The sequence below is a fragment of the Mycobacterium sp. HM-7 genome (assembly GCF_053852335.1).
Genome location: NZ_CM132657.1, coordinates 584639 through 610806 on the forward strand (window position 1 = coordinate 584639; position 26168 = coordinate 610806).

Consider the following 26168-nt stretch of genomic DNA (forward strand, 5'->3'; position numbering starts at 1 on the left):
TCAGGAGGATGCGCGATGGTGGACTGCACTGACACAAGGCGAAGAACTATTGCCGGCCAACGTATTACGCGATTGCCGCGAGTGTGCCGATGACATCCAGCTATGACGTCGTGATCGTGGGCGGCGGCCCGGCGGGGTCGGCGGCCGCGTGGCAGGCCGCGCAGGCCGGCGCTCGGGTACTGGTGTTCGACAAGGCGGACTTCCCGCGCGACAAGCCGTGTGGTGATGGGCTGACACCCCGGGCGGTCAGCTACATCCAGAAGATGGGATTGGCCGACCAGGTCGCGAAGTTTCATCGAGTGAATCGCGCGACGGTCTTCAGCCCGAGTCGATGGGACCTGGCATTTCCCGACCGCCCCGGCATGCCTCACCACGGTCACGTGGCGCGCCGACTCGATCTGGACCTGATGCTGCTCGACCGGGCCGAGTTCTGCGGGGCCGAGGTGCGCCGCGGCGCCGAGGTGGCCGGACCCATCGTTGCGGACGGCGGGCGAGTCGCGGGCGTGGTGCTCAAGAGCGGTGAACGGGTCGCCGCCGACGCCGTGATCGCGGCTGACGGTGCCCATTCGCCGATCAAGCGGGCGCTGAAGATCACCTCGCCCTACAACGGCTACGCCGCCATCGCGATCCGGGCGGAGATGACCGCCTGTCGCCCGGACGTCGACTCCCTCGACGTCCACTTGCAGCTGAAATTTCGGGGAGACCAATTGCCCGGCTATGGCTGGGTGTTTCCGCTCGGCGGCGGTCGGGTCAATGTCGGTCTGGGCTACGTGAACAGTTACCAGAAGTGGCAGCAGATCAACGCCACTCAGCTGCTGGGCGAGTTTCTCGCCGGCCTGCCTGCCGAATGGCAATTGCCGTCGATCGGTGAGTTGATGGCGGCGAAAGCCGTTCGGGCGTGGCGACTTCCCATGGGCTTCACCGCCTGGCCCCCGTGGCGCCCCGGTGTGCTGTTCGCCGGTGACGCGCTGGGCGCCGCACGACCGGCGTCGGGTGCGGGCATCTCCAAGGCACTGCAGTCTGGCTTGGCTGCTGGTGAATGCGCGGTCGCCGCGCTGATCAATGGTGGCCCAGACGATTTCACCAACTACACCCAGCGGATCGAGGACGCGTGGGGCAAGGAGTATCGCCGGGGCCGCTGGTTCCATCGGCTGGTCGGAGTGCCGGCGATAGCGGGCGTCGGGCTACGCGCGCTCGACGCGGTCAGCAACCCTTCGGCCCGCGCCAGGCTGCTCTTCTGGGAACAATGGTCCGACCCCGGGCGCCTTCCGAGCGCGGATACGGGAGTGCCCGGTTCTGGGGCGTGATCGCCGATGTGCTCCCGGTCCAGGGGACCGGGAGCACATCGGCGGTGCGACAACTATGCCGCGGGTTTGCGGTATGTGGCGAGGGTGACGTCGAGGATGCCTTCGGTGAAGTAGCGTTCGCAGCCGCGCAGGTATCTCATGAACCGCTGGTACACCTGTTCTGATTGGACTTCAACAGCTTTCGCGTGGTTGGCCTGCAGTGCGTTGCCCCACATGTTGAGCGTCCGGATGTAGTGCGGGCGCAGTGAGATCGCTTCGGGAACCTCGAATCCGGCTTGTTCACCGTGCTCGATCATCATGTCCGTGGTCGGAATCCGGCCGCCGGGGAAGATTTCGGTGACCATGAATTTGATGAATCGCGCGGTTTCGAAGGTGACTTTCTTTCCGTCCGCGTTCAGTTGGTACGGGTGGTAGCCGACACTGCTCTGAATCGTCATCCGGCCGTCGGCGGGCAGAATTTCGAAGCAGTTCTTGAAGAAATCCGGGTACCGGTCGAAACCGAAATGTTCGAAGGCCTCGATGGACACGATCCGGTCGACGGGTTCGTCGAACTCTTCCCAGCCGTGCAGCAGTACCCGTCGGGTTCGGTCGGTGTCGATGTCGTCCAGGAGTTGCTGGGTGAAGGCCTGTTGATTCTTCGACAGGGTGAGTCCGATGATGTTGACGTCGTATTTCTCGACGGCGCGCTTGGCGGTGGCGCCCCAGCCGCAGCCGATGTCCAATAGCGTCATCCCGGGCGTGAGTCCGAGTTTGTCGAGGTTGAGGTCGATCTTCGCGATCTGCGCCTCTTCCAGGGTCAAGGTCTCGGGTTCGAAATACGCGCAGCTGTAGGTGCGCGACGGATCCTGGAACAGGCCGAAGAATTCGTCGGACAGGTCGTAGTGGGCTTGTACTTCTTCGAAGTGGGGGCGGAGTTCGTCTTGGGAACCAGATGACATTTGTCGCGGCTCACTTCTCCAGGGTGAACTGATTGATGTCGACTTGGCGACGGCGGAACATGTCCGCGCAACCCGTCAGATATTTCATGTAGCGGTCGTAGACCTCCACGGACTGCACCGCGATCGCTTCATCGCGGTGTGCCTCCAGCGCCTCGGCCCACAGGTCCAGCGTTCGTGCGTAGTGCGGCTGCAGCGATTGCACCCGGGTGACCCGGAATCCGGTTGCCTCGGCCTGGTCACAGACCATCTCGATCGACGGTAACCGGCCGCCCGGGAAGATCTCGGTGATGATGAATTTGATGAACCTGGCCAGCTCGAAGGTCAGGGGAATCCCGAGCTCCGCCGCCTGGTTCGGGTTGATGCCGCAGATGGTGTGGAGCAGCATGACCCCGTCGGACGGCAGCGCGTCGTAGGCCATCTGGAAGAACGCCGGATAGCGGTCATGGCCGAAGTGCTCGAACGCCCCGATCGACACGATGCGGTCCGCCGGCTGGCTGTACTGTTCCCAGCCTTCCAACAGCACCCGCCGTGAGCGCGTGGTGGGCATGTCGGCAAACAACTGATTGACGTGCGCAGCCTGATTCTTGGAGAGTGTCAGCCCTACGGCATTCACGTCGTACTTCTCGATTGCGCGACGCATGGTGGCGCCCCAGCCGCAGCCGACGTCGAGCAGCGTCATGCCGGGCTCGAGGCCCAGCTTGCCCAGCGCGAGGTCGATCTTCGCCAACTGAGCCTGCTCCAGCGTCATGTCGTCGCGCTCGAAGAACGCGCAGCTGTAGGTCTGGGTGGGATCCAGAAACAGCCGGAAGAAATCGTCCGATAGGTCGTAGTGGGCCTGGACATCCGCGAAATGCGGTTTGAGTTTTCCTGCCATGGTTTTCCTTTCCTGGCATTTCGGCGCCGCGCACTGGTCGTGCACCGCAGCGACCAACCACGGCCACGCGCACTACGCGGTGCGATGTTCACGACACGTATGCGGGGCGGGCTTGGTTCAACGGATCCGACGACTGGAATTCGTTGCCAGGCTTCAGGTGGATAGGTCGGATACCGAAATCGATGGGTGCGGAGCTGCTGGGGCGATCGGTTGGGACAGCGATCGGCAGAGCAGCGAGCGGTTGAGCAGGAATCCGCGGTCCGGCGGCGCCCACGCTTCTGGAGCGATCAGCCAGAGAATTCCTGCAAGATGTTGCCGACGGTGTACCAGTGAATCAACGACTCAGCGGCAACGCAAGAGCAAACGCCCAGCGAATGTCGGCCGGGTCCGGCACCCGTCCGTCACTGCGGCTTGGCGCGCGCGGGGCGCAGGCCGGCCGATCGCAACTCCAGCGCCGCGAGTTTCCGGATCGCGATGGTGTCGTGGGTGCGCCACGCGGTGACGGGGTCGTCGGAGACCTCGGTGAGCTTGGCCAACGGCCGGTTCGCCAGGGCCCGCAGAGCGAGCAGCTGTTCGCCGGCGTCGGTCGACGCCAACGTCACCGCCGTCCACTTGCGCCGGAAGAACCTGATCCGCAGCACCAGCCACGGCATGGCCACCGCGAGGATCGGCGGCAGCGCGACCGCCAGCGCGAGCACCCACGCCAGCCAGCCGGCGGTGCTGTGGAGGCTGTCACCGGCGCCCGCGATGTCGGTCGCGGCGCTGCCGGCCGACCGTAACGGAGCCCCGAAAGCTTTCCCGATCAGAGGAATTCCGTCGGCGTTGTGGCCGGCAGAGGCCAGGCTGCCGGCGACGCCGTCGGCACCGTCGTGCACCTGGCGCCCGACGTCGGCGATGGTGGCGATGGCGCTGTGGACCGCGACGCCGACCGAGATCCAGATGACGAACCACACCAGCGCGACAACGTCGCTGGTCAGCTGGGCGAACAACCGGCCCGGTGTCCGGGCGTAGGGCACGTAGCGCGAACTCATGCCGTCCATCCCAACAGATAGGGTGGTCCGATGCGCCCAGCTTTATCCGACTACCGGCACCTGACCAGCGGTAAGGTCCGCGATCTGTACCGCATTGACGACGATCACCTGCTGTTCGTCGCCTCGGACCGGATCTCGGCTTTCGACTACGTCCTGGACAGCGAGATTCCGGACAAGGGCCGCATCCTCACCGCGATGAGCGTGTTCTTCTTCGACTACCTGGCGGAGCAGCTGGGCACCGCCAACCACCTGGCGGGCCCCGCCGACGACGAGCGCATCCCCGCCGAGGTGTTGGGCCGCGCCCTGGTGGTGCGCAGCCTCGAAATGATGCCGGTCGAGTGTGTGGCGCGCGGGTACCTGACGGGTTCGGGGCTCATCGACTACCGCAAGACGGGCCAGGTGTGCGGCATCGACCTGCCCGAGGGGCTGACGGAGGCCAGCAGGTTCGGCGAGCCATTGTTCACGCCGGCGACCAAGGCCGAGATCGGCGCGCACGACGAGAACATCGCCTTCGACGCCGTCGTGAAGCTGGTCGGTGAAGAGCGGGCCGCGCAGCTGCGCGACGAGACCCTGAAGGTCTACAGTGCGGCCGCCGCGCACGCTCTGACCAAGGGAATCATCTTGGCGGACACCAAATTCGAGTTCGGGGTCGACGCCGACGGCGGGCTGGTGCTGGCCGACGAGGTGCTGACGCCGGACTCGTCGCGCTACTGGCCGGTGGATGGCTACACCGAAGGCGTGGTGCAGCCGAGCTTTGACAAACAGTTCGTCCGGAACTGGCTGACCGGGCCGGACTCCGGCTGGGACCGCGCCGGCGACACCCCGCCGCCGGCCTTGCCCGACGACATCGTCGAAGCCACCCGGGCGCGGTACATCGAAGCGTACGAACGCATTTCGGGTCGTCGGTTCGCGGATTGGGTCGGTGCATGAGCATGAGCACGCCGCCCGTCGCCAAGAAGGTCGAACACCGCCGCGAACACCACGGCGACGTGTTCGTCGACCCCTACGAGTGGATGCGCGACAAGAACGATCCCGAGGTGCTCGCGCTCCTGAATGCGGAGAACGCCTACACCGAGGAGATCACCGCGCCGCTGGAACCGTTGCGGCAGAAGATCTTCGACGAGATCAAGGCCCGCACCAAAGAAACGGACCTCTCGGTGCCGACCCGCCGCGGCGACTGGTGGTACTACGCCCGCAGCTTCGAGGGCAAGCAGTACAGCGTGCACTGCCGGTGCCCCATCAGCGATGCCGACGACTGGACCCCGCCGCAGCTCGATGAGCACACCGAGGTCCCCGGCGAGCAGGTGCTGCTGGACGAGAACGTCGAGGCCGAGGGCCACGACTTCTTCTCGCTCGGCGCGGCCACCGTCAGCGTCGACGCCAACATCCTCGCGTACTCCGTCGACACCGTCGGCGACGAGCGATACACGTTGAAGTTCAAGGACTTGCGCACCGGCGAGCTATACGACGACCGGATCACCGGCATCGGCGCCGGCGGCACCTGGGCGGCCGACAACCGGACGCTCTACTACGTCACCGTCGACGAGGCCTGGCGGCCGGACACCGTCTGGCGGCACCGACTGGGTTCTGGGCTGCCCGGCGAGAAGGTGTACCACGAATCCGACGAGCGCTTCTGGGTCGGCGTCGGCCGCACCCGGAGCGACAAGTACGTCTTCATCGCCGCGGGCAGTGCCGTGACCTCCGAGGTGCGCTACGCCGACGCGGGCGACGCCAAGGCCGAGTTCGCAGTGGTGTTTCCGCGCAAGGACTCTGTGGAGTATTCCGTCGAACACGCGGTGATCGGCGGCGACGACCGCTTCCTGATCCTGCACAACGACGGTGCCGAGAACTTCACGCTGGTGGACGTGCCGGTGGCCGACGTCCCGCTGACGGACTTGACCGACGCCCGCACGCTCATTCCCCACCGCGACGACGTCCGCCTCGACGGTGTCGACGCGTTCGCCGACCAGTTGGTGGTCAGCTACCGCAGCGAAGCATTGCCGCGAATCCAGTTGTGGCCCTTCGATTATTCGGGCAACTACGGGCAAACCCAGGACATCACATTCGAATCGGAGCTGATGTCGGTCGGCCTGTCGGGCAACCCGAACTGGTCGTCTCCGCGGCTGCGGGTGGGTGCGACGTCGTTCGTCATCCCGGTCCGGATCTATGACCTCGATCTGGCCACCGGCGAACGAATCCTGTTGCGCGAGCAGCCGGTTCTCGGTGACTACCGTCCCGAGGACTACCTGGAGCGTCGCGACTGGGCCGTCGCCGCCGACGGCACCAAGGTGCCACTGTCGATCATCCAGCGGGCCGGCGCGCCGGCCCCGGCGCCGGCCCTGCTGTACGGCTACGGCGCCTACGAGTCCTGCGAGGACCCGCGCTTCTCGATTGCGCGGCTGTCGCTGTTGGACCGCGGCGTGGTGTTCGTCATCGCCCACGTGCGTGGCGGCGGCGAGCTGGGGCGCGGGTGGTACGAGCACGGCAAGCTGTTGGAGAAGAAGAACACCTTCACCGACTTCATCAGTGCGGCAGAGCATCTGATCGCCACCGGAGTCACCCGGCCGGAGAACCTGGTGGCCCTCGGCGGCAGTGCCGGTGGTCTTCTGATGGGTGCGGTGGCCAACATGGCACCTCAGCTGTTCGCGGGCATCCTGGCGCAGGTGCCGTTCGTCGACGCGCTGACCACCATCCTCGATCCGTCGCTGCCGCTCACCGTCACCGAGTGGGACGAGTGGGGTAATCCGTTGGCGGACAAGGACGTCTACGAGTACATGAAGTCCTACACGCCGTACGAGAACGTCACGGCACAGGACTACCCGGCGATCCTGGCGATGACGTCACTGAACGACACCCGGGTGTACTACGTCGAACCGGCGAAATGGGTTGCTGCCCTGCGCAGTACCAAGACCGACGACCATCCCGTGCTGCTCAAGACCGAGATGGCCGCTGGGCACGGTGGCACCAGTGGGCGCTACGAACGCTGGAAGGAAGCCGCGTTCCAGTACGCCTGGGTGCTAGCCACCGCGGACCGCGACAAATATGGCAGCGGCCAGGTAGACGACCTCCTGGACGGAGCGCACGCATAGGTTCGCCGTCATGGACGGCGGGGTGTCGGGCATCTGCGATGCGTAGATGTTGGCCGGAAACATGGCCAGCATCAACAGAAACAGGCAGATCGCCGCGGCGACGCGGGTGGGCGGGAACAACAGCCCGACCGCGCCGAGCAGTTCCAGCACGCCAGTGACCGTCACCAGCAGTTCGGGCGAGGGTAGCCGGGGTGGGACGATCGCGCTCATGTCCCGCCGCATGCCCGGGGTGAAGTGCGCGACGCCGGTCATGAAGAACATCAGGGCCAAGCCGAACGCGATGGCGCTCGGCCAACTGTTGACGTAGCCGACTCCGAGCCACCCTGCGACGCGGGCGCCCAGGCTGCCCAGAACGAGAACGAGAAGAACGGCCACGGGCTGTGCCTCCATGATCTAGTCGATGTCTAGATTGAGGATAGCGTTGAACTAGGCGCTGTCAAGATAGGATGCGGCCATGGCCAGGGAGAGCTACCACCATGGCGACCTGAAGGCCGTCATCCTGGGACAGGCGGCTGCGCTCGTCGCCGAACGCGGCGCAGCCGGCATCTCCTTGCGCGAGTTGGCCCGCGCCGCCGGGGTATCGCACGCGGCACCGGCACACCACTTCACCGATCGGCGTGGATTGTTCACCGCGCTCGCGACGGAGGGCTTCACGCTGCTGGCCGCAGCCCTCCACGATGCCAAACCCGAATTCGCCGACGCGGCAAGGGCATACGTGCAGTTCGCCCTCGACCATCCCGGCCACTACGCCGTCATGTTCGACAAGTTGCTGTACGACGCGGCCGACCCGACGCTGTGCGCCGCCGAGGCGGAGGCCGCCGCAGAACTTGCGGGCGGGGTCGCGACCCTGGCTGACCCCAACGCGCAGAACGACCCCGAAGGCGCGGCGCTGGCCGCCTGGTCGCTGGTGCACGGCTTCGCGCTGCTGACGCTCAACGGCACGGTCGCCGACACCGACCCCGTCGACACCGCCGAACGCATCGCCCGGATCCTCTTCTCCGGCTAGTTCTCCGGCTAGCCCCCACCTCCCGCGAGCGGCCGTGTCTGCACGGCAACACGCCGGCACAGGTGTACAAAACGGGGCCGCTCGGCAGCCTCGAGCGACACCTTTCTGCACACGAACTGCGGTGTGTTGCCGTACAAACACGGCCGCTCGCGCCGAGGAGGGGCCGAGGAGGGGCGGTGTTAACGAGGGGCAGTGTTCAGGTGGCACCAATGTCACGGCAACCATCGGGACACCTGACGTTGTCACACTGCTTACATGGCTGGTCAACTGATCGTCTCGATCTCGGGCATCCGGGACCGCACGCTGGGCGATGTCGCGGACTTCTGCGCCGAACTCGAAGCCCGGCAGATACCGGCGTCGCTGCTGGTCGCCCCGCGCCTCAAGGGCGGGTACCGGCTGGATCGCGACGCCACCACGGTGGACTGGCTGACGGCGCGCCGTGCCGGCGGTGCCGCGCTCGTCCTGCACGGGTTCGACGAAGCGGCCAGCAAGAAGCGCCGTGGCGAGTTCGCCGCGCTGCCCGCCCACGAGGCCAACCTGCGGCTCATGGGCGCGGACCGGGTGCTCGAACACCTCGGCCTGCGCACCCGCTTGTTCGCGGCGCCCGGCTGGACGGCGTCACAGGGCACCGTGACGGCATTGCCGCGCAATGGTTTCCGGCTGCTGGCCGGCGACAGTGGCATCACCGATCTGGTGCGGTCGACGACGCTGCGGTCCCGGGTCTTCGGCATCGGCGAGGGGTTTCTCACCGAACCCTGGTGGTGTCGCACCCTGGTACTCGCCGCCGAGCGCACCGCCCGGCGTGGCGGAACCGTCCGCCTGGCTGTGGCGGCCGGCCAACTGCGGCGCACCGGGCCGCGGCAGGCGATGCTCGACGCCATCGACCTTTCGCTGATGCACCGCTGCGCTCCCGCGGCCTACGAGTGGGCCCCGGACCCAGCGTTGAACGAGGCAGCCTGAACCTGAGCCATCTGACTCGCCAACCGCGAGGGGACGCTAGCGTGGCGCCATGGACGCTGACGTCATCGTCGTGGGGGCTGGACTGGCCGGACTGGTCGCCGCCGCTGAACTGCTCGAGCGGGGCCGGTCGGTTCTGATCGTCGACCAGGAGAACGAGGCCAACATCGGTGGCCAGGCGTTCTGGTCGTTCGGGGGACTGTTCTTCGTCGACAGCGCCGAACAGCGACGGGTCGGCATCCGTGACAGCTACGAGCGGGCGCTGGAGGATTGGCTGCGCACAGCGGGATTCGACCGCAACGAGGACCACTGGCCCGAGCAGTGGGCGCGCGCCTACGTCGACTTCGCCGCCGGCGAGAAGCGCCGCTGGCTGCGCGAGCGGGGCCTGCAGACGTTCGCGTTGGTGGGCTGGGCCGAACGCGGCGGCTGGGACGGCAAGGGGCCTGGCAACTCGGTGCCGCGTTTCCATATCACCTGGGGCACCGGACCGGCGCTGGTCGACGTGTTCGCCAGGCGCGTCGTCGGGCACCCGAAAGTGCGGTTCGCGCACCGGCATCGGGTCGACGAGCTGATCGTCGACGGCGGTGCCGTCAGTGGTGGGAGCGGCGGTGCCGTCAGTGGTGGGAGCGGCGGTGCCGTCAGCGGCGTGCGTGGCGCGGTGTTGGAACCGTCGACCGCTGCCCGTGGTGCAGCCTCGTCACGTAACACCGTGGGGGAGTTCGAATTCCGGGCGCAGGCGGTGATCGTCGCCAGCGGCGGTATCGGTGGCAACCACGACCTGGTGCGGCAGAACTGGCCCAAGCGCATGGGCCGCGTGCCCGGCCAGCTGCTGTCCGGTGTGCCCGCACACGTCGACGGCCGCATGCTCGGCATCAGTGAGGCCGCCGGCGCGAGCGTCATCAACAACGACCGGATGTGGCACTACACCGAGGGCATCACGAACTACGACCCGGTCTGGCCGCTGCACGGTATCCGCATCCTGCCCGGGCCGTCGTCGCTGTGGCTGGACGCCACCGGCAAGCGCCTGCCCGACCCGCTGTACCCGGGCTACGACACCCTGGGCACGCTGGAGTACATCTGCCAAACCGGTTACGACTACACGTGGTTCGTGCTCGACCAGAGCATCATCGCCAAGGAGTTCGGCCTGTCCGGCCAGGAGCAGAACCCCGACCTCACCGGCAAGAACCTGCGGGAAGTGCTGGGGCGTAGCCGGGGTGGTGGCCCCGCCCCGGTCCGGGCCTTCGTCGACAAGGGGGTGGACTTCGTGTCGGCGAACACGTTGCGCGACTTGGTTTCCGCCATGAACAAGGTGCCCGACGTCGAACCGCTGGACTACGCGATCGTCGAGGCCGAGGTCGCCGCCCGCGACAAGGAGATGACCAGCAAGCTCACCAGCGACGGCCAGACCGTCGCTTACCGCGCCGCGCGCTCCTACCTGCCGGACCGGCTGGCCCGCATTGCTGGACCGCACCGGCTCACCGACCCCAAGGCCGGCCCGATGATCGCCGTCAAGCTGCACATCCTGACCCGAAAGTCGTTGGGCGGCTTGCACACCGACCTCGATTCCCGGGTGCTGACACCGGAGGGCGCGGTGCTCGACGGGCTGTACGCAGCGGGCGAGGCGGCCGGTTTCGGTGGCGGCGGGGTGCACGGCTACCGGGCGCTGGAGGGCACTTTCCTGGGCGGTTGCATCTTCTCGGGCCGCGCGGCCGGGCGTGCTGCCGCCCGCGCCGTCGGCTGAGTTCTACCGCCGAATGCTTCCGCTTCCCCAGTGGGAGGCGCCCCTGGTTTGCGAATGGTGCAACGCCTGTGGCCCCGCGGCCAAGACGGCCAGGCACACCATCGACGTCGCATAGAGCGTGCCGCCGATGATGTCGGTGAAGTAGTGGAAGCTGTTGCTGGCCATGCCTATCGAGGGGATGGCGGCGCCGATCACGGCGAGGGCGACGCTCCACGGGTGAATCCCGATCGCGAGCACCAGCATGGCCGCGACCGTGATCGCCACGGTGGTGTGACCGCTGGGATATGCCAGATTCTCGCCGTACCAGGGCCGGCCGAACAGCACCTTCAGCACCTTGGCGCCGATGATCGAGATGATCGGGCACAGCGCGGCAACGGTGGCCAGCCGCCATTCGCGGCGCCACAGCGGGATGCCTATCGCCACCAGGTAGAGGGGCACCAGCACCTTGACGCGGTTCAGCAGCAGCATCCAGTACGGGTGCTGGCCGAGCAGTTCGTGCGAGGTCGCCATGAACCATCGATCCACGGCAGAATCCCCCGACCTGACCGCCAGGCCCAGCACGATCGTCGCGGTGAACCCCACCAAGGGCCACCACACCAGGAACCGCCGCATGCTCAGAACCGTGTCTCCTGCTCGGGCGTGAGCACCCGGAAGTCGGTGCCGGTCATCTCATCGAGCCGCCCGTAATAGATGCCCTTGGCTTGTTCGGCGACGACGCCCTGATGGATGGGCACCGCGTGCTGCGGCGCGACCGCACGCAGGAAGTCGACGGCCTCGGCGATCTTCATCCACGGCGCGGCGGCCGGCGCCGCCAGCACCTCCACGGGCTCATCCGGCACGAACAACGCGTCGCCGGGATGCATCAGGCGGGCCGCGTGACCAGCATCACCGACCAGGTACGAGATGTTGTCGATGATCGGAATGTCCGGGTGGATCACGGCGTGCTTGCCCCCCGCGCCGCGCACCGTCAGGTGGCCGATCGACAGGGTGTCACCGACGTGCACCGCCTGCCACGGGCCGCCCAGCTGTGCCGCGGTCATCGGGTCGGCGTACAGCTTGGCCTGCGGATTCGCCTCGACCAGGGCCGGAAGCCGGGCCGGATCCGCGTGGTCGGGGTGCTGATGGGTGATCAGGATGGCGTCCAGCCCGGTGATGCCTTCGAACCCGTGCGAGAAGTTGCCCGGGTCGAACAGGACGGTCGTCGCCTGGCTCCCGGTGGCACCGTCGGCCAAAAATCGGGCCAACAGGCAGGAATGTCCGAAGTGCGTCAGCTCCATCAGTCCATTGTGCGGGCATCGCGGCTGACGAGGGCGCCGGTAGAGTAACTCTGCATATTCCCGTCGCTGCGCTCGCCCAGTCGAGCAATCCGACCCGAACAAAGGAGCGCGCGTGGCCCGCGTCGTTGTGCACGTGATGCCCAAGGCCGAGATCCTGGACCCGCAAGGCCAGGCGATTGTGGGAGCGCTGGGGCGCCTCGGGATCACCGGAGTGTCCGACGTCCGGCAGGGCAAGCGGTTCGAGCTCGAGGTCGACGACACCGTGTCCGACGAGACGCTGGAGCACCTCGCCGAGACGCTGTTGGCCAACACCGTGATCGAGGACTTCTCGGTGCACCGGGAGAACGCATGACCACCAAGGTCGGTGTCATCACCTTCCCCGGCACGCTCGACGACGTCGATGCCGCACGGGCCGTCGGGGCGGTGGGGGCCGAGGCTGTCAGCCTCTGGCACGCCGATCCCGACCTGAAGGGTGTCGACGCCGTCATCGTCCCCGGCGGCTTCTCGTACGGTGACTACCTGCGCTGCGGCGCCATCGCCAAGTTCGCGCCGGTGATGACGTCGGTCGTCGAAGCGGCCGGCAAGGGCATGCCCGTGCTGGGTATCTGCAACGGCTTCCAGGTGCTGTGCGAGGCCGGGCTGCTGCCGGGCGCGTTGACCCGCAACGAGGGTCTGCACTTCATCTGCCGCGACGTGTGGCTCGAGGTCACCGCCACGTCGACCGCGTGGAGCAGCCGCTACGACGCCGGCGCCGACATCCTGATCCCCCTGAAGTCGGGCGAAGGCCGGTACGTCGCATCGGAGAGCGTGCTCGACGAACTCGAGGGCGACGGCCGCGTGGTGTTCCGCTACCGCGACAACATGAACGGCTCGATGCGCTCGATCGCCGGGATCAGCTCGGCCAACGGCCGCGTCGTCGGCCTGATGCCGCACCCCGAGCACGCCACCGAAGCTCTCACCGGCCCGTCCGACGACGGGCTGGGCATCTTCTTCTCGGCGCTCGACGCGGTCCTGAGCGCCTGATTCGTTGACCCCGCGCTGAGGGCGCAGAAGTGCGAGTGACTCGCACCCTCAGCGCAGGATCAACGAACGGCTCAGCTGTCGAGCGCGACCGACGCCTCGGCGGTGTAGCAGAGGAACGTCAGCGTCTCCTGCAGATACAGCTGCACCGTCTCGGCATCGTGGGACAGGTAGCCGATGGTCACGTCGGTGCCCAGTTGCAGATCGAAATCGCCTCCGCGCGTGGACAATACGAACGCGCCGTCGATGGCGGGCGCCCAGATGATCTCACCGTCGACCAGTCGGTTGAGGTGCTCGAGCAGCGGGTAGCCGTGCTCGGTGGTCTCGCTGACCTTGGTGTAGGCGTCCGCCGACAGCAGCACCGAATACGGCCCGTCCACACCGGCCAGGCGCAACTCCGACAGCGCCTGCGAGATCACGTCCGGGTAGCCGCGCGGGTCGCTGGGCAGCGCCAGCGCGGGGTTGGAACTGGCGGCCCGGATGCCCTCGATCTGCGCTGCGGGGTAGCCCTCGAAGATCGCCCGGTCCTCTGAGAACGCGAGCTTCTTGGCGGCTTCCTTGACCGGATCCCAGTCGGAGTCCTGGGCGCCCCGCTCGACGTCGTCGACTGCCGTGCGCGTCACCGTGAACGGCACCCGCAGCCGGACCAGCGGCCGCGCCTCCCGAAGGTGCGCCACGACACCGTCGGCTGGTGCGGTGACGTCGACCAGGTGGCCGGTGCTGACGGCGGCCGTCGTCGGCCCGCCCGGTTCGCTCACGTCGACGACCCGACGGCCGGCGATGTGCCGCTTGAACGTCCGGGCGGCCTCCTCCTCGATCTGGGCCCAAGCGGCCGCGGTGATCGGAGCGAGATCGCGGTACAGGTTGTTCATTGCGGTTGACCTTTCAGACTGCCGATGGACAAGGGGCTGACGTGCTCGGGTGCTGCGGCTGCAACGGGCGTCGCCGGCAGGGGCGGGGGCGCGTCGAGGAAATCCACTGTGGGAGTGAAGAACAACACGCCCGTGACCGCGGTGGAGAAATCCAGGATGCGATCGGTGTTGCCCGGTGGATCGCCGATGAACATGTTCCGGAGCATCCGTTCGGTGACCTCCGGATCAGCAGAGTAGGCGATGTAGTACGTGCCGAATTCCCCTGAGCCGACGCGGCCGAACGGCATGTTGGCCCGCACGATCTGCAGTTGGTTGCCGTCGTCGTCTTCGATCACGTTGAGCGCCAGGTGCGAGTTCGGCGGCTTGACGTCGTCGGCCATCTCGATGTCCTCGAGCTTGCTGCGGCCGATCACCCGTTCCTGCTCGGTGACGCTGAGCGATTCCCACGACGTCATGTCGTGCAGGTATTTCTGCACGTGAACGTAACTGCCACCGGCGAATTCGGGATCCTCGTCACCGACCTGCGCCGCGACCACGGCGTCCGGGCCGTTCGGGTTTTCGGTCCCGTCGACGAAACCCAACAGGTCGCGATTCTCGAAGAACTTGAATCCGTGTACTTCGTCGATCACGGTCACCGCGCCGTCGAGCGACTTCAGAATCTGGTTCGCGAGCTCGAAACACACGTCCATGGCGTCGGCCCGGATGTGGAACAGCAGGTCGCCCTGGGTCGACGGCGCGTGGTGACGTGCACCCTGCAATTCGGGGAACCGGTGCAGTCCGGCCGGCCGCGGCCCACTGAACAAGCGATCCCAGGCCTCCGAGCCGATCCCGGCGACCAGGCTCAGACGGCTTGCGGGCGTGCGGAATCCAACTGCCCGAACCAGTCCAGACAGCCCGGAGAGCGCTTCGTGCACTTTGGGCTCGGCACCCTCATCGATGGTGGCGATGAGAAAGATCGCGGCGGACGTCAAAGTCGTGAGTACGGGCTGAGGCCGTGCGGGACACACGAATCCGACCCTAGCGGCAACCGTCGCGGATTTCCGGGTGATGATGGCCTCATGACCGGAGCTACTGCCGCGGGCCTCTGCGGGTTCATCGACGCGTCGCCCTCGCCGTTTCACGTGTGCGTGACGGTGGCGGCCCGCTTGACCGCCGCCGGCTTCACCGAACTCGCCGAGACCGATGCCTGGCCTTCCGCCGCGGGCGGCGCATCGGGCGCCGACCCGGGTAAGTACTTCACGGTGCGGGCCGGCTCTCTGGTGGCGTGGAAGGCAACGGACGCGGCCAACCCGTTCCGCATCGTCGGCGGCCACACCGACAGTCCCAACCTGCGGGTCAAACAGCACCCCGACCGGTTCGTCAGCGGCTGGCAGGTGGTGGCGCTGGAGCCGTACGGCGGGGCGTGGCTCAACTCCTGGCTGGACCGCGACCTCGGCATCAGCGGCCGGCTCTCGGTGCGGCGCGGCAACCTCGTCGAGGACGTCCTGGTCCGGATCGACGACCCGATCCTGCGGGTGCCGCAGCTGGCCATCCACCTGTCCGAGGACCGCAAGGGCGTCACCCTCGACCCGCAGCGGCACGTCAACGCGGTGTGGGGGGTGGGGACGGGCAGCCGTGATTTCGTCGCCTATGTCGCCGAGCACGCGGGGGTCGACGGCGCCGCGGTGCTGGCCGCCGACCTGATGACGCACGACCTGGCGCCGTCCCGCCTGATCGGCGCCGACAGCGAGCTCGTCAGCGCACCGCGGCTGGACAACCAGGGCACCTGCTACGCGGGGCTGGAGGCGTTCCTGGCCGCCGATGGCGCGCGGCATGTACCGGTGCTCGCTTTGTTCGACCACGAAGAGGTCGGGTCGACGTCCGACCACGGCGCGCAGTCCGACCTGCTGCCGACGGTGCTCGAGCGCATCGTCCTGGCGGCCGGCGGGACGCGCGAAGACCTGCTGCGCCGGCTGGCCGGGTCGATGGTGGCCTCCGGCGACATGGCGCACGCCACCCACCCGAACTACCCGGAGCGACACGAGCCGGGTCACCTCATCGAGGTCAACGCCGGCCCGGTGCTCAAGGTGCAGCCCAACCTTCGGTATGCCACCGACGGCCGGACCGCCGCGGCGTTCGCGCTGGCCTGTGCCCAGGCCGGGGTGCCGTTGCAGCGGTACGAGCACCGCGCGGATCTGCCGTGCGGATCCACCATCGGCCCGATGACGGCCGCGCGCACCGGCATTCCGACCGTCGACGTCGGCGCCGCGCAGCTGGCCATGCACTCAGCTCGCGAGGTGATGGGCGCGCTCGACGTGCCGGCCTATACCGCTGCGCTGCAGGCGTTCTTGTCACCGTCCTGACCTACAGTCGGGCCATGGCACTCAAAGTGGAGATGGTCACATTCGACTGCACCGACGCGCAGGCGCTCGCAGACTGGTGGGCCGCGCAGTTCGGCGGCGAGGTGCACACCCTGATGCCGGGGGAGTTCTTCGTCGTCAACTTGGACGACGGACCGAACCTGGGCTTCCAACAGGTCGACGACCCGACGCCCGGCAAGAACCGGCTGCACCTGGACTTCCATCTGGAAGGCGATATCGAGCCCGAGCTCGCGCGCCTCAAGGCCGCCGGTGCGACCGAAACCGAGCGGCACGCCTTCGGTGAGGTGGCGCGCTGGGTGGTGCTGGCCGACCCCGAGGGCAACGCGTTCTGCATCGCCGGCGCGGCCTGACGCGCTACTGGCCGCCCTGCTCGACCAGTTCGACGCCGGTCGAGACGAACGGTTCTGAGGCCGAGTGCCACGCCTTGGACGCGACGACGATCGCGCCGGCACAGATACACACCAGGGTCGCGATCACGGCGAACACCGCGAGTGCACCCCGGTTGAGGCCAAGGTTGAGTCTCATCCGGCCACGCTAAATCTGCTGGTTAAGGCCGGGGTGGGTGCTACTTAGCTGCCGGCTGTGAGTGCACTCGCGATGAGTTCCCGGGCTCGCGCCGGTTGACATAGTGTTAAACCAACGACCGAGAACGGAGTCCGCCATGGCCGACGCCAAGGACGTAGCGAAATCACGGGCCGCAATCGCCGACCGCACGACGCCGGAGAAGGTCGGCCTCGGGCTGAGTGCCATCATCCTGCTGTTCCTGCTGGCCGACGCCATCCCAAAGATTCTCGGGTTGGAGTTCGCGCGCACCGCGACCGAGGGCCTCGGCTTCCCGCCCTACGAGACGTACATCATCGGATGGGTGCTGCTGGCCTGCATCATCGTGTGGGTGATCCCGCGCACCGCCGTGCTGGGTGCAGTCGGGCTGACGGCTTACCTCGGCGGTGCGGTGACCATCGACATGCACCACGAGGCGTGGTTCCCGGTGGTCTTCGCGGTGGCGTTCGGGTTGCTGATCTGGGCCGCCCTCATCTTGCGGCGTCCCACCCTGCTGAAGGTGCTGGTCGGCGGGAACGAGTAGCCGGCGTTCGCCGTGGCGGGCCGGCCAGATCGGCAACGGTAGACTCTCTGCGTGACGTCCTCGGTCGATACCGTCAATAACGCGACTACCACGCCCGATCAGCCGCAGCCGTATCGCGAGCTCGGTCTCAAGGATGACGAGTACCAGCGCATCCGCGAGATCCTCGGCCGTCGGCCCACCGACGCCGAACTCGCCATGTACTCGGTGATGTGGAGCGAGCACTGCTCGTACAAGTCCTCCAAGGTGCATCTGCGCTACTTCGGTGAGACCACCACCGACGAGATGCGCGCCGGCATGCTGGCCGGTATCGGCGAGAACGCCGGCGTCGTCGACATCGGTGATGGCTGGGCCGTCACCTTCAAGGTCGAGTCGCACAACCACCCGTCGTACGTCGAGCCCTACCAGGGTGCGGCGACCGGCGTCGGCGGCATCGTGCGCGACATCATGGCCATGGGCGCCCGCCCGGTCGCCGTCATGGATCAGCTGCGCTTCGGTGCGGCCGACGCGCCCGACACCCGCCGCGTGCTCGACGGCGTCGTGCGCGGCGTCGGTGGCTACGGCAACTCGCTGGGCCTGCCGAACATCGGCGGCGAGACCATCTTCGACCCGTCCTACGCCGGCAACCCGCTGGTGAACGCCCTCTGCGTGGGTGCGCTGCGCGTCGAGGACCTGCACCTGGCGTTCGCGTCCGGCACCGGTAACAAGATCATCCTGTTCGGCGCCCGCACCGGCCTGGACGGCATCGGCGGCGTGTCCGTGCTGGCCTCGGACACCTTCTCCGGCGATGAGTCCGGCGCCGGCCGCAAGAAGCTGCCGTCCGTTCAGGTGGGCGACCCCTTCACCGAGAAGGTGCTCATCGAGTGCTGCTTGGAGCTGTACGCCGCGCACCTCGTGGTCGGCATCCAGGACCTCGGCGGCGCCGGCTTGTCCTGTGCCACTTCCGAATTGGCATCGGCCGGCGACGGTGGCATGCACATCGACCTGGACCAGGTGCCGCTGCGCGCGACCGGTATGACCCCGGCCGAGGTGCTCTCCAGCGAGTCGCAGGAGCGCATGTGCGCGGTCGTCACGCCGGAGAACGTCGACGCGTTCATGGCCGTCTGCCGCAAGTGGGACGTGCTGGCCACCGTCATCGGTGAGGTCACCGACGGCGATCGGCTGAAGATCAGCTGGCACGGCGAGACCGTCGTCGACGTTCCGCCGCGCACCGTCGCCCACGAAGGCCCGGTGTACAAACGTCCCGTGGCGCGCCCCGACACCCAGGACGCGCTGATCGCCGACACCACGGCCAACCTGCCCCGGCCGAAGACCGGCGACGAACTGCGCGCCACCCTGCTGCAGCTCCTCGGCAGCCCGCACCTGTGCAGCCGGGCGTTCATCACCGAGCAGTACGACCGCTACGTCCGCGGCAACACCGTCCTGGCCGAGCACGCCGACGGCGGCGTGCTGCGCATCGACGAGGCCACCGGCCGCGGCATCGCGGTCTCGACCGACGCGTCGGGCCGCTACACCCAGCTGGACCCGTACACCGGTGCGCAGCTGGCGCTGGCCGAGGCCTTCCGCAATGTCGCCGTCACCGGCGCGACGCCGGTCGCCGTCACCAACTGCCTCAACTTCGGTTCTCCCGAGGACCCGGGCGTCATGTGGCAGTTCTCGCAGGCCGTGCGCGGCCTCGCGGACGGCTGTGCGGCCCTTGGCATTCCGGTCACCGGCGGCAACGTCAGCTTCTACAACCAGACCGGCTCGACGGCCATCCTGCCGACCCCGGTGGTGGGCGTGCTCGGCGTCATGGACGACGTGCGTCGCCGCATTCCGACCGGCATCGGCCTGGAACCCGGCGAAACCCTGATCCTGCTCGGCGACACCTACGACGAGTTCGACGGCTCCGTCTGGGCGCAGGTCACCGCCGACCACCTCGGTGGCGTGCCACCTCGCGTGGACCTCAAGCGCGAGCAGCTGCTGTCCGAGGTGCTGACCGCCGGTTCGCGTGACGGCCTCATCTCGGCCGCCCACGACCTGTCCGAAGGCGGGCTCATCCAGGCCGTCGTGGAAGCCGCGCTGGCGGGCGAAACCGGTTGCCGGGTCCTGCTTCCCGAGAACTCCGATGCGTTCGTGCAGCTGTTCTCCGAGTCGTCCGGCCGAGTGCTGGTCGCGGTGCCGCGCACCGAGGAGAGCCGCTTCATGGCCATGTGCGAGGCCCGTGAGCTGCCGGCCGTCCGCATCGGCGTCGTCGACCCGGGCAGCGACTCGGTCGAGGTGCAGGGTCAGTTCAGCGTCACGCTGGACGAGCTGCGGCGCACCTCCGAGAGCGTGCTGCCCGCCCTGTTCTCGCATGAGTGATCTGTGCACGAAAATCCGCGCCCGGCGCGGAAAATCGTGCACAAATCACTGAGATGGTGACGCGCAAGGCGCCCGACCCGGCCACGACCCGGGCCGCCGCGCTGCGCGTCGCCGAGTGGCTGCGTGACGACCAAACCGAAGCGCCGCCGCGCGCCGCGATCGCAGACGCCGTCCGGCTGACCGCGCGCACCCTGGCCGCCGTCGCCCCCGGCGCCAGCGTCGAGGTTCGCATCCCGCCTTACGTTGCCGTGCAGTGCATTTCGGGGCTCAGCCACACCCGCGGCAACCCGCCCAACGTGGTCGAGACCGACCCCCGCACCTGGCTGCTGCTGGCCACCGGGCTGTTGTCCCTCGACGACGCGACCGGTGCTGTCGAGCTGTCGGGCTCGCGGGCCCGGGAGATCGAGCGCTGGCTTCCGCTGGTCGACCTGTAGCGCTCACTTGAAGAACGGGTATTCCTGAATCCAGTGAAAGCCCCTGTTGCGCAGAGTGAATTGGTCGAGGTCGACCTGATCGAGGGCGATCTGTACCGGACGGCCGTGCAGCGTGCCGGTCAGTTGCAGCTGGTGGGCCGACGGCCGTGACACCTTCAGCTCGGCCAGCGCCGCGCCGCCGGGTTCGGTCGCCGTGATGGTGTCGGACTTGACGGTGGCGGGCGCATCCACCAGTTCGCCGTTCATCCGCTGATACGTCAGCGCGCCGTCCGTTTCGAAAACTACGCGTTGCCAACGGGTTTGATCGGTCGTCAGCGGCGGCACCGGTTGGCCGTCCACCCTGAACTCGCGGACCGACCAGATTCCGTACAGCTCGGGCTTGGCTTTGCCGCCGCCGTAGGCGTGCCATGCCTGCCAGCTACCGAGGACGCATCCGGCCAGCACCCACAGACCCAGCACGGCCTGCGCGGTGGCGGCTCGACGATTGGCCCGCTCGGAGCTGAACAATGCGGGTTGGGTGACCGGCTCCGAGGGGCGTTGCAGGACAAACAGGTTCGTCAACCGGCGCAGTTGCGGGGCGAGCAACACCAGGCTCATCAGCAGCAGATGTCCGGACAGGACCTTGACCGGCACATCGAAGGTCATGTTCAGCAGGAAGACCTGGGCCATGCTGGCCAGCCCGAGCAGCGTGCCCAGGGTCGCGGTGCGCGGCAGGAACATCAGCAACCCGGCCAGTACCTCGACGGCGCCGAGCGTCATCTCATACGGATGCGAGCTGCCCACCTGTAGCCACAGCACCGAGGCCGGGCTGAGGTCACCGAAGGACCGCAGCAACGCGGACGGCGGCGGCGACGGCATCTGTGTCGGCACCAGTTTGGCGAACCCGTAGAACAGCATCTGGCCGGCGACGCACAACCGCACGAACGTCAGGAACCAGGCCGACAGCCGGGCGTAGTCGGGCCGTCGCCGGTCCGCCAGCGTCCACACCGCGGTCCCGACGGCCGCGACGACCGCCAGGGTGAACACCATTACCCAAACCACGGTCTGATCGCCGCTGCCGGAATCCTGGTGCAGCACCGCGTCGACCCCGAAGACCTCGCGGCCGACCCACTTCAGCGGCGGGCCCAGCACGGTCATCTGCCACATCACCGCGAGTTTCGGCAGCCACTCGCCCACGATCCCGAAGAAGGCAAAGGTGATCTGCGCGAACAGCAAACAGAACAAGCCGAAGTACAGAAAGCAGAATCTGAATGCGATCTTCGTCACGGTCGGCCATGGCCGGGTCGAGTCGGCGGCGACCGAATCTGGGACGTCGGTACCGGGACTCTCGGATAATTGACTGACCATGAAATCCATATAAACAGCTGGATTGAAGTGGGCTGATGAGACGGGTGGAGGCCGGGTGCGAAGCCGGTCGCGGCACGGCGGCCGGGCTCGGGATGAGCCCGACGGGTGCGCCGCCGCTGCCCGACGCGATGACGGACGCACGATTCGATTCCGTTTCCCGGCCGGCAGGACCGTAGACTCATTCCTGTCACCAACCGCCTCCCCGGGAGCAGCCCTATCGTGACCGAACAGACCGAGAACGAGCCACGCGAGGAATGCGGCGTATTCGGGGTCTGGGCCCCTGGCGAGGACGTGGCGAAGCTCACGTACTACGGCCTTTATGCGCTGCAGCACAGAGGGCAGGAAGCGGCAGGCATCGCCGTCGCCGACGGATCCCAGATCCTGGTGTTCAAGGACCTCGGCCTGGTCAGTCAGGTATTCGACGAGCAGACCCTGGCCGCCATGCACGGCCACGTCGCCGTCGGACACTGCCGCTACTCCACTACCGGCTCCACCACCTGGGAAAACGCGCAGCCGGTGTTCCGTAACACCGCCGCCGGCACGGGCGTCGCGCTCGGCCACAACGGCAACCTGGTCAACACCGCCGAACTGGCAGCCCGGGCCCGCGAAGCCGGCCTGATCAACGCGCGTGGCCACGTCGCCGCCACCACCGACTCGGACATCCTGGGTGCCCTGCTCGCGCACGGCGCCGCCGACACGAGCTTGGAACAATCGGCGCTGGAACTGCTGCCGCAGGTCCGCGGCGCGTTCTGCCTGACCTTCATGGACGAGAACACCCTGTACGCCGCGCGCGATCCGCACGGCGTACGTCCGCTGTCCCTCGGCCGGCTGGACCGCGGCTGGGTCGTCGCTTCGGAGACCGCCGCGCTGGACATCGTCGGTGCGTCGTTCGTCCGCGACATCGAGCCAGGTGAACTGCTGGCCATCGACGCCGACGGCGTGCGCTCCACCCGGTTCGCCAACCCCGAGCCGAAGAGCTGCGTCTTCGAGTACGTCTACCTGGCCCGCCCGGACAGCACCATCGCCGGCCGCTCGGTGCACGCCGCCCGCGTCGACATCGGCCGCCGGCTGGCCCAGGAGAAGCCCGTCGACGCCGACCTGGTCATCGGGGTGCCCGAATCGGGCGTGCCCGCGGCCGTCGGCTACGCACAGGGCTCGGGTATCCCGTTCGGCCAGGGCCTGATGAAGAACGCCTACGTCGGGCGCACCTTCATCCAGCCGTCGCAGACCATCCGGCAGCTCGGTATCCGGCTCAAGCTCAACCCGCTCAAGGAAGTCATCCGCGGCAAGCGGCTGATCGTCGTCGACGACTCGATCGTCCGCGGCAACACCCAGCGCGCCCTGGTCCGCATGCTGCGCGAGGCCGGCGCCGTCGAGGTGCACGTGCGCATCGCGTCGCCGCCGGTGAAGTGGCCGTGCTTCTACGGCATCGACTTCGCCACGCCGGCCGAGCTGATCGCCAACGCCAAGAGCACCGAAGCGAGCGAGGACGAGATGCTCGAGGCGGTCCGGCACGCGATCGGCGCCGACTCCCTCGGCTACATCAGCCGGCAGGGCATGATCGCCGCCACCGAGCAGCCCGCAACCCGCCTGTGTGCGGCCTGCTTCGACGGCAACTACCCGATCGAACTGCCCGGTGAAGCCGTCCTCGGCAAGAACGTCGTCGAGCACATGCTGGCGTCCGCGGCCCGCACCGGCCTGCCGCTGACCGCCGACAACGACAACGCCTCAGCCCTGCGTCGCCCCTGACCTGACGGCCGTCAACAGGCGCGAGGTGCATCGGCGAGGGTGCGACCGGTAGCCTTGGGGCCGATGACTAGCCAGGATGAGCGAGCTGAATCGATTGGCGCCTCCTACGCTTCGGCGGGGGTTGACATCGAGGCAGGCGATCGCGCCGTCGAATTGTTCAAGCCCCACGCGAAGAAGGCCACCCGCCCCGAGGTGCGGGGCGGCCTCGGAGGCTTTGCCGGGTTGTTCGGCCTGAAAGCCGGATACCGCGAGCCGCTGTTGGCCTCGTCGACCGATGGGGTAGGCACCAAACTCGCCGTGGCACAGGCCATGGACAAGCACGACACCGTCGGCATCGACCTTGTCGCGATGGTCGTCGACGACCTGGTCGTGTGTGGCGCCGAGCCGCTGTTCCTGCAGGACTACATCGCCGTGGGCCGCACCGTGCCCGAGCGGGTGGCCGAGATCGTCTCGGGCATCGCCGAAGGCTGTGTGCAGGCGGGCTGTGCGCTGCTGGGCGGTGAGACCGCCGAGCACCCCGGTCTGATGGAGCCCGACCACTACGACATCTCCGCCACCGGCGTCGGTGTCGTCGAGGCCGACGATCTGCTGGGCCCCGAGAACGTCCGCCCCGGCGACGTGATCATCGCCATGGCCGCCACCGGCCTGCACTCCAACGGCTACTCGCTGGCCCGCAAGGTGCTGCTCGAGATCGACCGCATGAGCCTGACCGGGCACGTCGAGGAGTTCGGCCGCACGCTCGGTGAAGAACTGCTCGAGCCGACCCGCATCTACGCCAAGGACTGCCTGGCGCTGGCCGCCGAGACCCAGGTGCGCACCTTCTGCCACGTCACCGGCGGCGGACTGGCCGGGAACCTGGAACGCGTCATCCCGCACGGCCTGACCGCCGAGATGGACCGCGGTACCTGGACGCCCGCACCCGTGTTCCAGATGATCGCCCAGCGCGGCCGCGTGGAGCGGGTCGAAATGGAGAAGACCTTCAACATGGGAGTCGGCATGGTCGCCGTCGTCGCGCCGGAGGACACCGACCGCGCACTGGCGATTCTGACTGCCCGGCACCTGGACTGCTGGACTCTGGGCACCGTGAACAAGGGTGGCAAGAGCAGCGTTCGCGCCGAGTTGGTGGGCCAGCACCCGCGCTTCTGACCGATCAGGTCGTGCGCGGGTTCAGGCCTGCGGCGCTGGGATCAGGGCCGCACGTGGGGTCTAGTGACGCCAGTCGTCTTCGGGTACGACCCAACGACCGGCGGGCTCGTCGGCCGGGTCGTCGTCCTCCAGGTCGTTATCGATGGCACTGGAGCTGTAACCAACGGAGTCGTTAGACAGCTCCCGCTGCAACCGAGTGAAATCGGTCTGCGGTGAGCTGTACTTAAGGTCTCGAGCTACCTTGGTCTGCTTTGCCTTTGCCCGGCCGCGGCCCATAGGGGACCCCCTCGCGCAATAACGGAGCGGCCCGATGTGCAGGCGGCTCCGATCTGAGTGTGTTTATTGTCCTGCCGTTAGCTTACCGTGCCCGGCGGCCTCATGCTGGCAGGCCACCCTCAGGGGCCGTCCAGAGGGCGGATGAGGTGAGCGGTTCAGGCTTGATGCAGGAAGACGGGGGACAGCCGGCACGCCGACGCCGCCTACCGGGCGCCGCCGCGCAAGCGGTCCACCGCGGCCCGGCCCGCACCGGCGGTGGTATCCGCGTCAGGCAGCGAGTCCGCATCGATCGCGGCGGGCACCTCGGATTCGCCTCCGGTTGTCAGCTCGGTGTCGGCGGGCACGCCGCGCTTGAGCAGCGCCAGCGCGATCGGCCCCAGATCCACATGCTCGGCGACGGTGCCCAGCCGGCCGATCGCCCGGCCCCCGGCCAGGATCGGATCACCCGTCGCGGGACGGTCGTCACCGCCATCGAGATGCAGCAGGACCAGCATGCGGGGCGGCTTGCCCAGATTGTGGACCCGAGCGACGGTCTCCTGGCCGCGGTAGCAGCCCTTGTCCAGGTGCACGGCTCCGACGCCGGGGCCGCCGATCCAGCCGACCTCCTGCGGGATGGTCCGCTCGTCGGTGTCGACACCCAGCCGCGGCCGCAGTGCCGCCACTCGCAGGGCCTCGTAGGCCCACAGCCCGGCCGGCCGGACACCGGCGTCGAGGAGCCGCTGCCGCCACGTCGCGGCGTCGGCCCGCGGCACCACCAGATCGATCTCCTGCGGGCCCACACGGCGCACGAAGCCGCCTTCGGCCAGCGGAGCTGCCGTCCACTCCGGGTCCGGCGTCGGCAGGTCGAGTGCGTTGACGGCGGGCCCGAGCAGCGACAGCACCGTGAGATCGGCCGGGTTCACCTCGACCTTCGACCAGAACACCATTTTGCGCAGGAAATCGGCGAGCGGCTGTCCGCGCCACGACTCGGTGTCCAGCGTGGTGGCGCCGCCGAGTTCGGTCTGCAGCCAGTGGTCCTCGACGCGGCCCTGTCCGTCCAGGCTCAAGTTCTGGACGACGGATCCCTCCGGCAACGAGCTGACGTGCTGGCTCGAGATGGTGTGCAGCCAGCTCTGGCGGTCATCACCGGTGAGTTCGATGGTCGCGCGGTGACCGCGGTCCACGATGACGGCCTCGGTGGCGGCGGCCCGCTGCTCCCCGAGTGGGTCGCCGTAGTGCCAGACGGCGCCGGCGTCGGGTCCGGATTCGGGGGCGGGAACTGCGCTCATGCTTCGAGCCTAGTTCGCGCGCCGGACTAGCCTTCTGGCCGTGACCACCAGG

Annotated in this window: 27 protein-coding genes; 15 read left to right on the forward strand and 12 right to left on the reverse strand. The window is 67.9% G+C overall.

What is annotated here, in order from left to right; translation table 11 throughout:
- Positions 1-89: 89 nt before the first annotated feature.
- Positions 90-1307, forward strand: coding sequence for a geranylgeranyl reductase family protein (locus ACWW1C_RS02695; RefSeq protein WP_455982003.1), 1218 nt, complete (start codon positions 90-92; stop codon positions 1305-1307).
- A gap of 53 nt (positions 1308-1360) precedes the next feature.
- Here the strand turns inward: ACWW1C_RS02695 and ACWW1C_RS02700 are convergent, their stop codons facing one another.
- The 3 genes from ACWW1C_RS02700 to ACWW1C_RS02710 form a co-directional block, all read right to left on the reverse strand.
- Positions 1361-2245 carry a cyclopropane mycolic acid synthase family methyltransferase gene (locus ACWW1C_RS02700; RefSeq protein ID WP_455982004.1) on the reverse strand — a complete coding sequence of 295 codons (885 nt, stop codon included), beginning with the start codon at positions 2243-2245 and terminating at the stop codon, positions 1361-1363.
- A gap of 10 nt (positions 2246-2255) precedes the next feature.
- Positions 2256-3119 carry a cyclopropane mycolic acid synthase family methyltransferase gene (locus tag ACWW1C_RS02705; RefSeq protein ID WP_455982005.1) on the reverse strand — a complete coding sequence of 288 codons (864 nt, stop codon included), beginning with the start codon at positions 3117-3119 and terminating at the stop codon, positions 2256-2258.
- Positions 3120-3520: 401 nt separating this feature from the next.
- Entirely contained in the window at positions 3521-4150 is a 630-nt protein-coding gene (locus ACWW1C_RS02710; protein WP_455982006.1) for a hypothetical protein, read from the reverse strand.
- Between the two features lie 30 nt (positions 4151-4180).
- Between ACWW1C_RS02710 and ACWW1C_RS02715 the strand changes: the two genes are divergently transcribed.
- Both ACWW1C_RS02715 and ACWW1C_RS02720 read left to right on the forward strand, forming a co-directional pair.
- Positions 4181-5080, forward strand: a complete 900-nt coding sequence (locus tag ACWW1C_RS02715; protein ID WP_455982007.1) for a phosphoribosylaminoimidazolesuccinocarboxamide synthase — start codon at positions 4181-4183, stop codon at positions 5078-5080.
- Positions 5077-7239 (forward strand): S9 family peptidase, encoded by a 2163-nt coding sequence (locus ACWW1C_RS02720; protein WP_455982008.1) that lies wholly within the window; start codon positions 5077-5079, stop codon positions 7237-7239. Before ACWW1C_RS02715 ends, ACWW1C_RS02720 begins: the two co-directional genes overlap by 4 nt.
- Here ACWW1C_RS02720 and ACWW1C_RS02725 read toward each other — a convergent pair.
- On the reverse strand, positions 7168-7614 hold the full coding sequence (locus ACWW1C_RS02725) for a DoxX family protein (RefSeq protein WP_455982009.1): 447 nt from the start codon (positions 7612-7614) through the stop codon (positions 7168-7170). The genes ACWW1C_RS02720 and ACWW1C_RS02725 overlap by 72 nt on opposite strands.
- 79 nt (positions 7615-7693) lie before the next feature.
- Between ACWW1C_RS02725 and ACWW1C_RS02730 the strand changes: the two genes are divergently transcribed.
- From ACWW1C_RS02730 to ACWW1C_RS02740, 3 genes are all read left to right on the forward strand, one after another.
- Positions 7694-8245 carry a TetR/AcrR family transcriptional regulator gene (locus tag ACWW1C_RS02730; RefSeq protein WP_455982010.1) on the forward strand — a complete coding sequence of 184 codons (552 nt, stop codon included), beginning with the start codon at positions 7694-7696 and terminating at the stop codon, positions 8243-8245.
- Positions 8246-8500: 255 nt separating this feature from the next.
- Positions 8501-9205 (forward strand): DUF2334 domain-containing protein, encoded by a 705-nt coding sequence (locus ACWW1C_RS02735; RefSeq protein WP_455982011.1) that lies wholly within the window; start codon positions 8501-8503, stop codon positions 9203-9205.
- Between the two features lie 49 nt (positions 9206-9254).
- Positions 9255-10943, forward strand: coding sequence for an FAD-binding dehydrogenase (locus tag ACWW1C_RS02740; protein WP_455982012.1), 1689 nt, complete (start codon positions 9255-9257; stop codon positions 10941-10943).
- 3 nt (positions 10944-10946) lie between these two features.
- On the opposite strand, the gene ACWW1C_RS02745 is transcribed toward ACWW1C_RS02740, so the two are convergent.
- Together ACWW1C_RS02745 and ACWW1C_RS02750 are read right to left on the reverse strand one after the other, a co-directional pair.
- Positions 10947-11555 (reverse strand): PA-phosphatase, encoded by a 609-nt coding sequence (locus ACWW1C_RS02745; protein WP_455982013.1) that lies wholly within the window; start codon positions 11553-11555, stop codon positions 10947-10949.
- Between the two features lie 2 nt (positions 11556-11557).
- Complete coding sequence (locus ACWW1C_RS02750) at positions 11558-12220, reverse strand: MBL fold metallo-hydrolase (protein WP_455982014.1); 663 nt, start codon at positions 12218-12220, stop codon at positions 11558-11560.
- A gap of 112 nt (positions 12221-12332) precedes the next feature.
- Here ACWW1C_RS02750 and purS point away from each other — a divergent pair, with 112 nt between their 5' ends.
- Both purS and purQ read left to right on the forward strand, forming a co-directional pair.
- Positions 12333-12572, forward strand: coding sequence for a phosphoribosylformylglycinamidine synthase subunit PurS (gene purS, locus ACWW1C_RS02755; protein WP_455982015.1), 240 nt, complete (start codon positions 12333-12335; stop codon positions 12570-12572).
- Positions 12569-13243 (forward strand): phosphoribosylformylglycinamidine synthase subunit PurQ, encoded by a 675-nt coding sequence (purQ, locus tag ACWW1C_RS02760; RefSeq protein ID WP_455982016.1) that lies wholly within the window; start codon positions 12569-12571, stop codon positions 13241-13243. Before purS ends, purQ begins: the two co-directional genes overlap by 4 nt.
- A 71-nt stretch (positions 13244-13314) precedes the next feature.
- On the opposite strand, the gene ACWW1C_RS02765 is transcribed toward purQ, so the two are convergent.
- Positions 13315-14112, reverse strand: a complete 798-nt coding sequence (locus ACWW1C_RS02765; protein ID WP_455982017.1) for a family 1 encapsulin nanocompartment shell protein — start codon at positions 14110-14112, stop codon at positions 13315-13317.
- Positions 14109-15119, reverse strand: coding sequence for a Dyp-type peroxidase (locus ACWW1C_RS02770; RefSeq protein WP_455982018.1), 1011 nt, complete (start codon positions 15117-15119; stop codon positions 14109-14111). The genes ACWW1C_RS02765 and ACWW1C_RS02770 overlap by 4 nt, the downstream gene beginning before the upstream one ends.
- 51 nt (positions 15120-15170) lie before the next feature.
- Here ACWW1C_RS02770 and ACWW1C_RS02775 point away from each other — a divergent pair, with 51 nt between their 5' ends.
- On the forward strand, positions 15171-16454 hold the full coding sequence (locus tag ACWW1C_RS02775) for a M18 family aminopeptidase (RefSeq protein WP_455982019.1): 1284 nt from the start codon (positions 15171-15173) through the stop codon (positions 16452-16454).
- A 14-nt stretch (positions 16455-16468) separates the two neighbouring features.
- Positions 16469-16822, forward strand: a complete 354-nt coding sequence (locus ACWW1C_RS02780; RefSeq protein ID WP_455982020.1) for a VOC family protein — start codon at positions 16469-16471, stop codon at positions 16820-16822.
- A 4-nt stretch (positions 16823-16826) separates the two neighbouring features.
- Here ACWW1C_RS02780 and ACWW1C_RS02785 read toward each other — a convergent pair whose 3' ends face one another.
- Complete coding sequence (locus ACWW1C_RS02785) at positions 16827-16997, reverse strand: hypothetical protein (protein ID WP_455982021.1); 171 nt, start codon at positions 16995-16997, stop codon at positions 16827-16829.
- Between the two features lie 136 nt (positions 16998-17133).
- Here ACWW1C_RS02785 and ACWW1C_RS02790 point away from each other — a divergent pair, with 136 nt between their 5' ends.
- Genes ACWW1C_RS02790 through ACWW1C_RS02800 form a run of 3 tightly spaced genes read left to right on the forward strand, consistent with a single transcriptional unit; the run spans position 17134 to position 20330 of the window.
- Positions 17134-17556, forward strand: a complete 423-nt coding sequence (locus ACWW1C_RS02790; protein ID WP_455982022.1) for a DoxX family protein — start codon at positions 17134-17136, stop codon at positions 17554-17556.
- 51 nt (positions 17557-17607) lie between these two features.
- The gene (gene purL / locus ACWW1C_RS02795; RefSeq protein WP_455982023.1) at positions 17608-19896 is read left to right on the forward strand and encodes a phosphoribosylformylglycinamidine synthase subunit PurL; all 2289 of its coding nucleotides are present in this window, start codon (positions 17608-17610) and stop codon (positions 19894-19896) included.
- 53 nt (positions 19897-19949) lie between these two features.
- Complete coding sequence (locus ACWW1C_RS02800) at positions 19950-20330, forward strand: sterol carrier family protein (RefSeq protein ID WP_455982024.1); 381 nt, start codon at positions 19950-19952, stop codon at positions 20328-20330.
- Between the two features lie 3 nt (positions 20331-20333).
- Here the strand turns inward: ACWW1C_RS02800 and ACWW1C_RS02805 are convergent, their stop codons facing one another.
- Entirely contained in the window at positions 20334-21686 is a 1353-nt protein-coding gene (locus tag ACWW1C_RS02805; RefSeq protein WP_455982025.1) for a DoxX family protein, read from the reverse strand.
- A gap of 207 nt (positions 21687-21893) precedes the next feature.
- Here ACWW1C_RS02805 and purF point away from each other — a divergent pair, with 207 nt between their 5' ends.
- Together purF and purM are read left to right on the forward strand one after the other, a co-directional pair.
- A complete protein-coding gene (gene purF / locus ACWW1C_RS02810) occupies positions 21894-23426 on the forward strand; it encodes an amidophosphoribosyltransferase (protein WP_455984117.1) in 1533 nt (510 codons plus the stop codon).
- Positions 23427-23489: 63 nt separating this feature from the next.
- Positions 23490-24572: a phosphoribosylformylglycinamidine cyclo-ligase gene (gene purM / locus ACWW1C_RS02815; protein ID WP_455982026.1), complete on the forward strand. Its 1083-nt coding sequence runs from the start codon at positions 23490-23492 to the stop codon at positions 24570-24572.
- A gap of 60 nt (positions 24573-24632) precedes the next feature.
- On the opposite strand, the gene ACWW1C_RS02820 is transcribed toward purM, so the two are convergent.
- Positions 24633-24848, reverse strand: coding sequence for a DUF3073 domain-containing protein (locus ACWW1C_RS02820; protein ID WP_455982027.1), 216 nt, complete (start codon positions 24846-24848; stop codon positions 24633-24635).
- A gap of 203 nt (positions 24849-25051) precedes the next feature.
- Positions 25052-26116 (reverse strand): CAF17-like 4Fe-4S cluster assembly/insertion protein YgfZ, encoded by a 1065-nt coding sequence (ygfZ, locus tag ACWW1C_RS02825; RefSeq protein WP_455982028.1) that lies wholly within the window; start codon positions 26114-26116, stop codon positions 25052-25054.
- Positions 26117-26168: the final 52 nt, after the last annotated feature.

Bases quoted from the DNA above. Each gene is read 5' to 3' on its own strand.
- ACWW1C_RS02775 (WP_455982019.1), top strand. From the start codon at position 15,171: ATGACCGGAGCTACTGCCGCGGGCCTCTGCGGGTTCATCGACGCGTCG.
- ACWW1C_RS02805 (WP_455982025.1), bottom strand. From the start codon at position 21,686: ATGGATTTCATGGTCAGTCAATTATCCGAGAGTCCCGGTACCGACGTC.
- ACWW1C_RS02710 (WP_455982006.1), bottom strand. From the start codon at position 4,150: ATGAGTTCGCGCTACGTGCCCTACGCCCGGACACCGGGCCGGTTGTTC.
- ACWW1C_RS02765 (WP_455982017.1), bottom strand. From the start codon at position 14,112: ATGAACAACCTGTACCGCGATCTCGCTCCGATCACCGCGGCCGCTTGG.
- ACWW1C_RS02700 (WP_455982004.1), bottom strand. From the start codon at position 2,245: ATGTCATCTGGTTCCCAAGACGAACTCCGCCCCCACTTCGAAGAAGTA.
- ACWW1C_RS02800 (WP_455982024.1), top strand. From the start codon at position 19,950: ATGGTGACGCGCAAGGCGCCCGACCCGGCCACGACCCGGGCCGCCGCG.
- ACWW1C_RS02780 (WP_455982020.1), top strand. From the start codon at position 16,469: ATGGCACTCAAAGTGGAGATGGTCACATTCGACTGCACCGACGCGCAG.
- ACWW1C_RS02785 (WP_455982021.1), bottom strand. From the start codon at position 16,997: ATGAGACTCAACCTTGGCCTCAACCGGGGTGCACTCGCGGTGTTCGCC.
- ACWW1C_RS02695 (WP_455982003.1), top strand. From the start codon at position 90: ATGACATCCAGCTATGACGTCGTGATCGTGGGCGGCGGCCCGGCGGGG.
- ACWW1C_RS02735 (WP_455982011.1), top strand. From the start codon at position 8,501: ATGGCTGGTCAACTGATCGTCTCGATCTCGGGCATCCGGGACCGCACG.
- ACWW1C_RS02715 (WP_455982007.1), top strand. From the start codon at position 4,181: ATGCGCCCAGCTTTATCCGACTACCGGCACCTGACCAGCGGTAAGGTC.
- ACWW1C_RS02730 (WP_455982010.1), top strand. From the start codon at position 7,694: ATGGCCAGGGAGAGCTACCACCATGGCGACCTGAAGGCCGTCATCCTG.
- ACWW1C_RS02705 (WP_455982005.1), bottom strand. From the start codon at position 3,119: ATGGCAGGAAAACTCAAACCGCATTTCGCGGATGTCCAGGCCCACTAC.
- ACWW1C_RS02740 (WP_455982012.1), top strand. From the start codon at position 9,255: ATGGACGCTGACGTCATCGTCGTGGGGGCTGGACTGGCCGGACTGGTC.
- ACWW1C_RS02720 (WP_455982008.1), top strand. From the start codon at position 5,077: ATGAGCATGAGCACGCCGCCCGTCGCCAAGAAGGTCGAACACCGCCGC.
- purQ (WP_455982016.1), top strand. From the start codon at position 12,569: ATGACCACCAAGGTCGGTGTCATCACCTTCCCCGGCACGCTCGACGAC.
- ACWW1C_RS02745 (WP_455982013.1), bottom strand. From the start codon at position 11,555: ATGCGGCGGTTCCTGGTGTGGTGGCCCTTGGTGGGGTTCACCGCGACG.
- ACWW1C_RS02820 (WP_455982027.1), bottom strand. From the start codon at position 24,848: ATGGGCCGCGGCCGGGCAAAGGCAAAGCAGACCAAGGTAGCTCGAGAC.
- ygfZ (WP_455982028.1), bottom strand. From the start codon at position 26,116: ATGAGCGCAGTTCCCGCCCCCGAATCCGGACCCGACGCCGGCGCCGTC.
- ACWW1C_RS02790 (WP_455982022.1), top strand. From the start codon at position 17,134: ATGGCCGACGCCAAGGACGTAGCGAAATCACGGGCCGCAATCGCCGAC.
- purM (WP_455982026.1), top strand. From the start codon at position 23,490: ATGACTAGCCAGGATGAGCGAGCTGAATCGATTGGCGCCTCCTACGCT.
- ACWW1C_RS02750 (WP_455982014.1), bottom strand. From the start codon at position 12,220: ATGGAGCTGACGCACTTCGGACATTCCTGCCTGTTGGCCCGATTTTTG.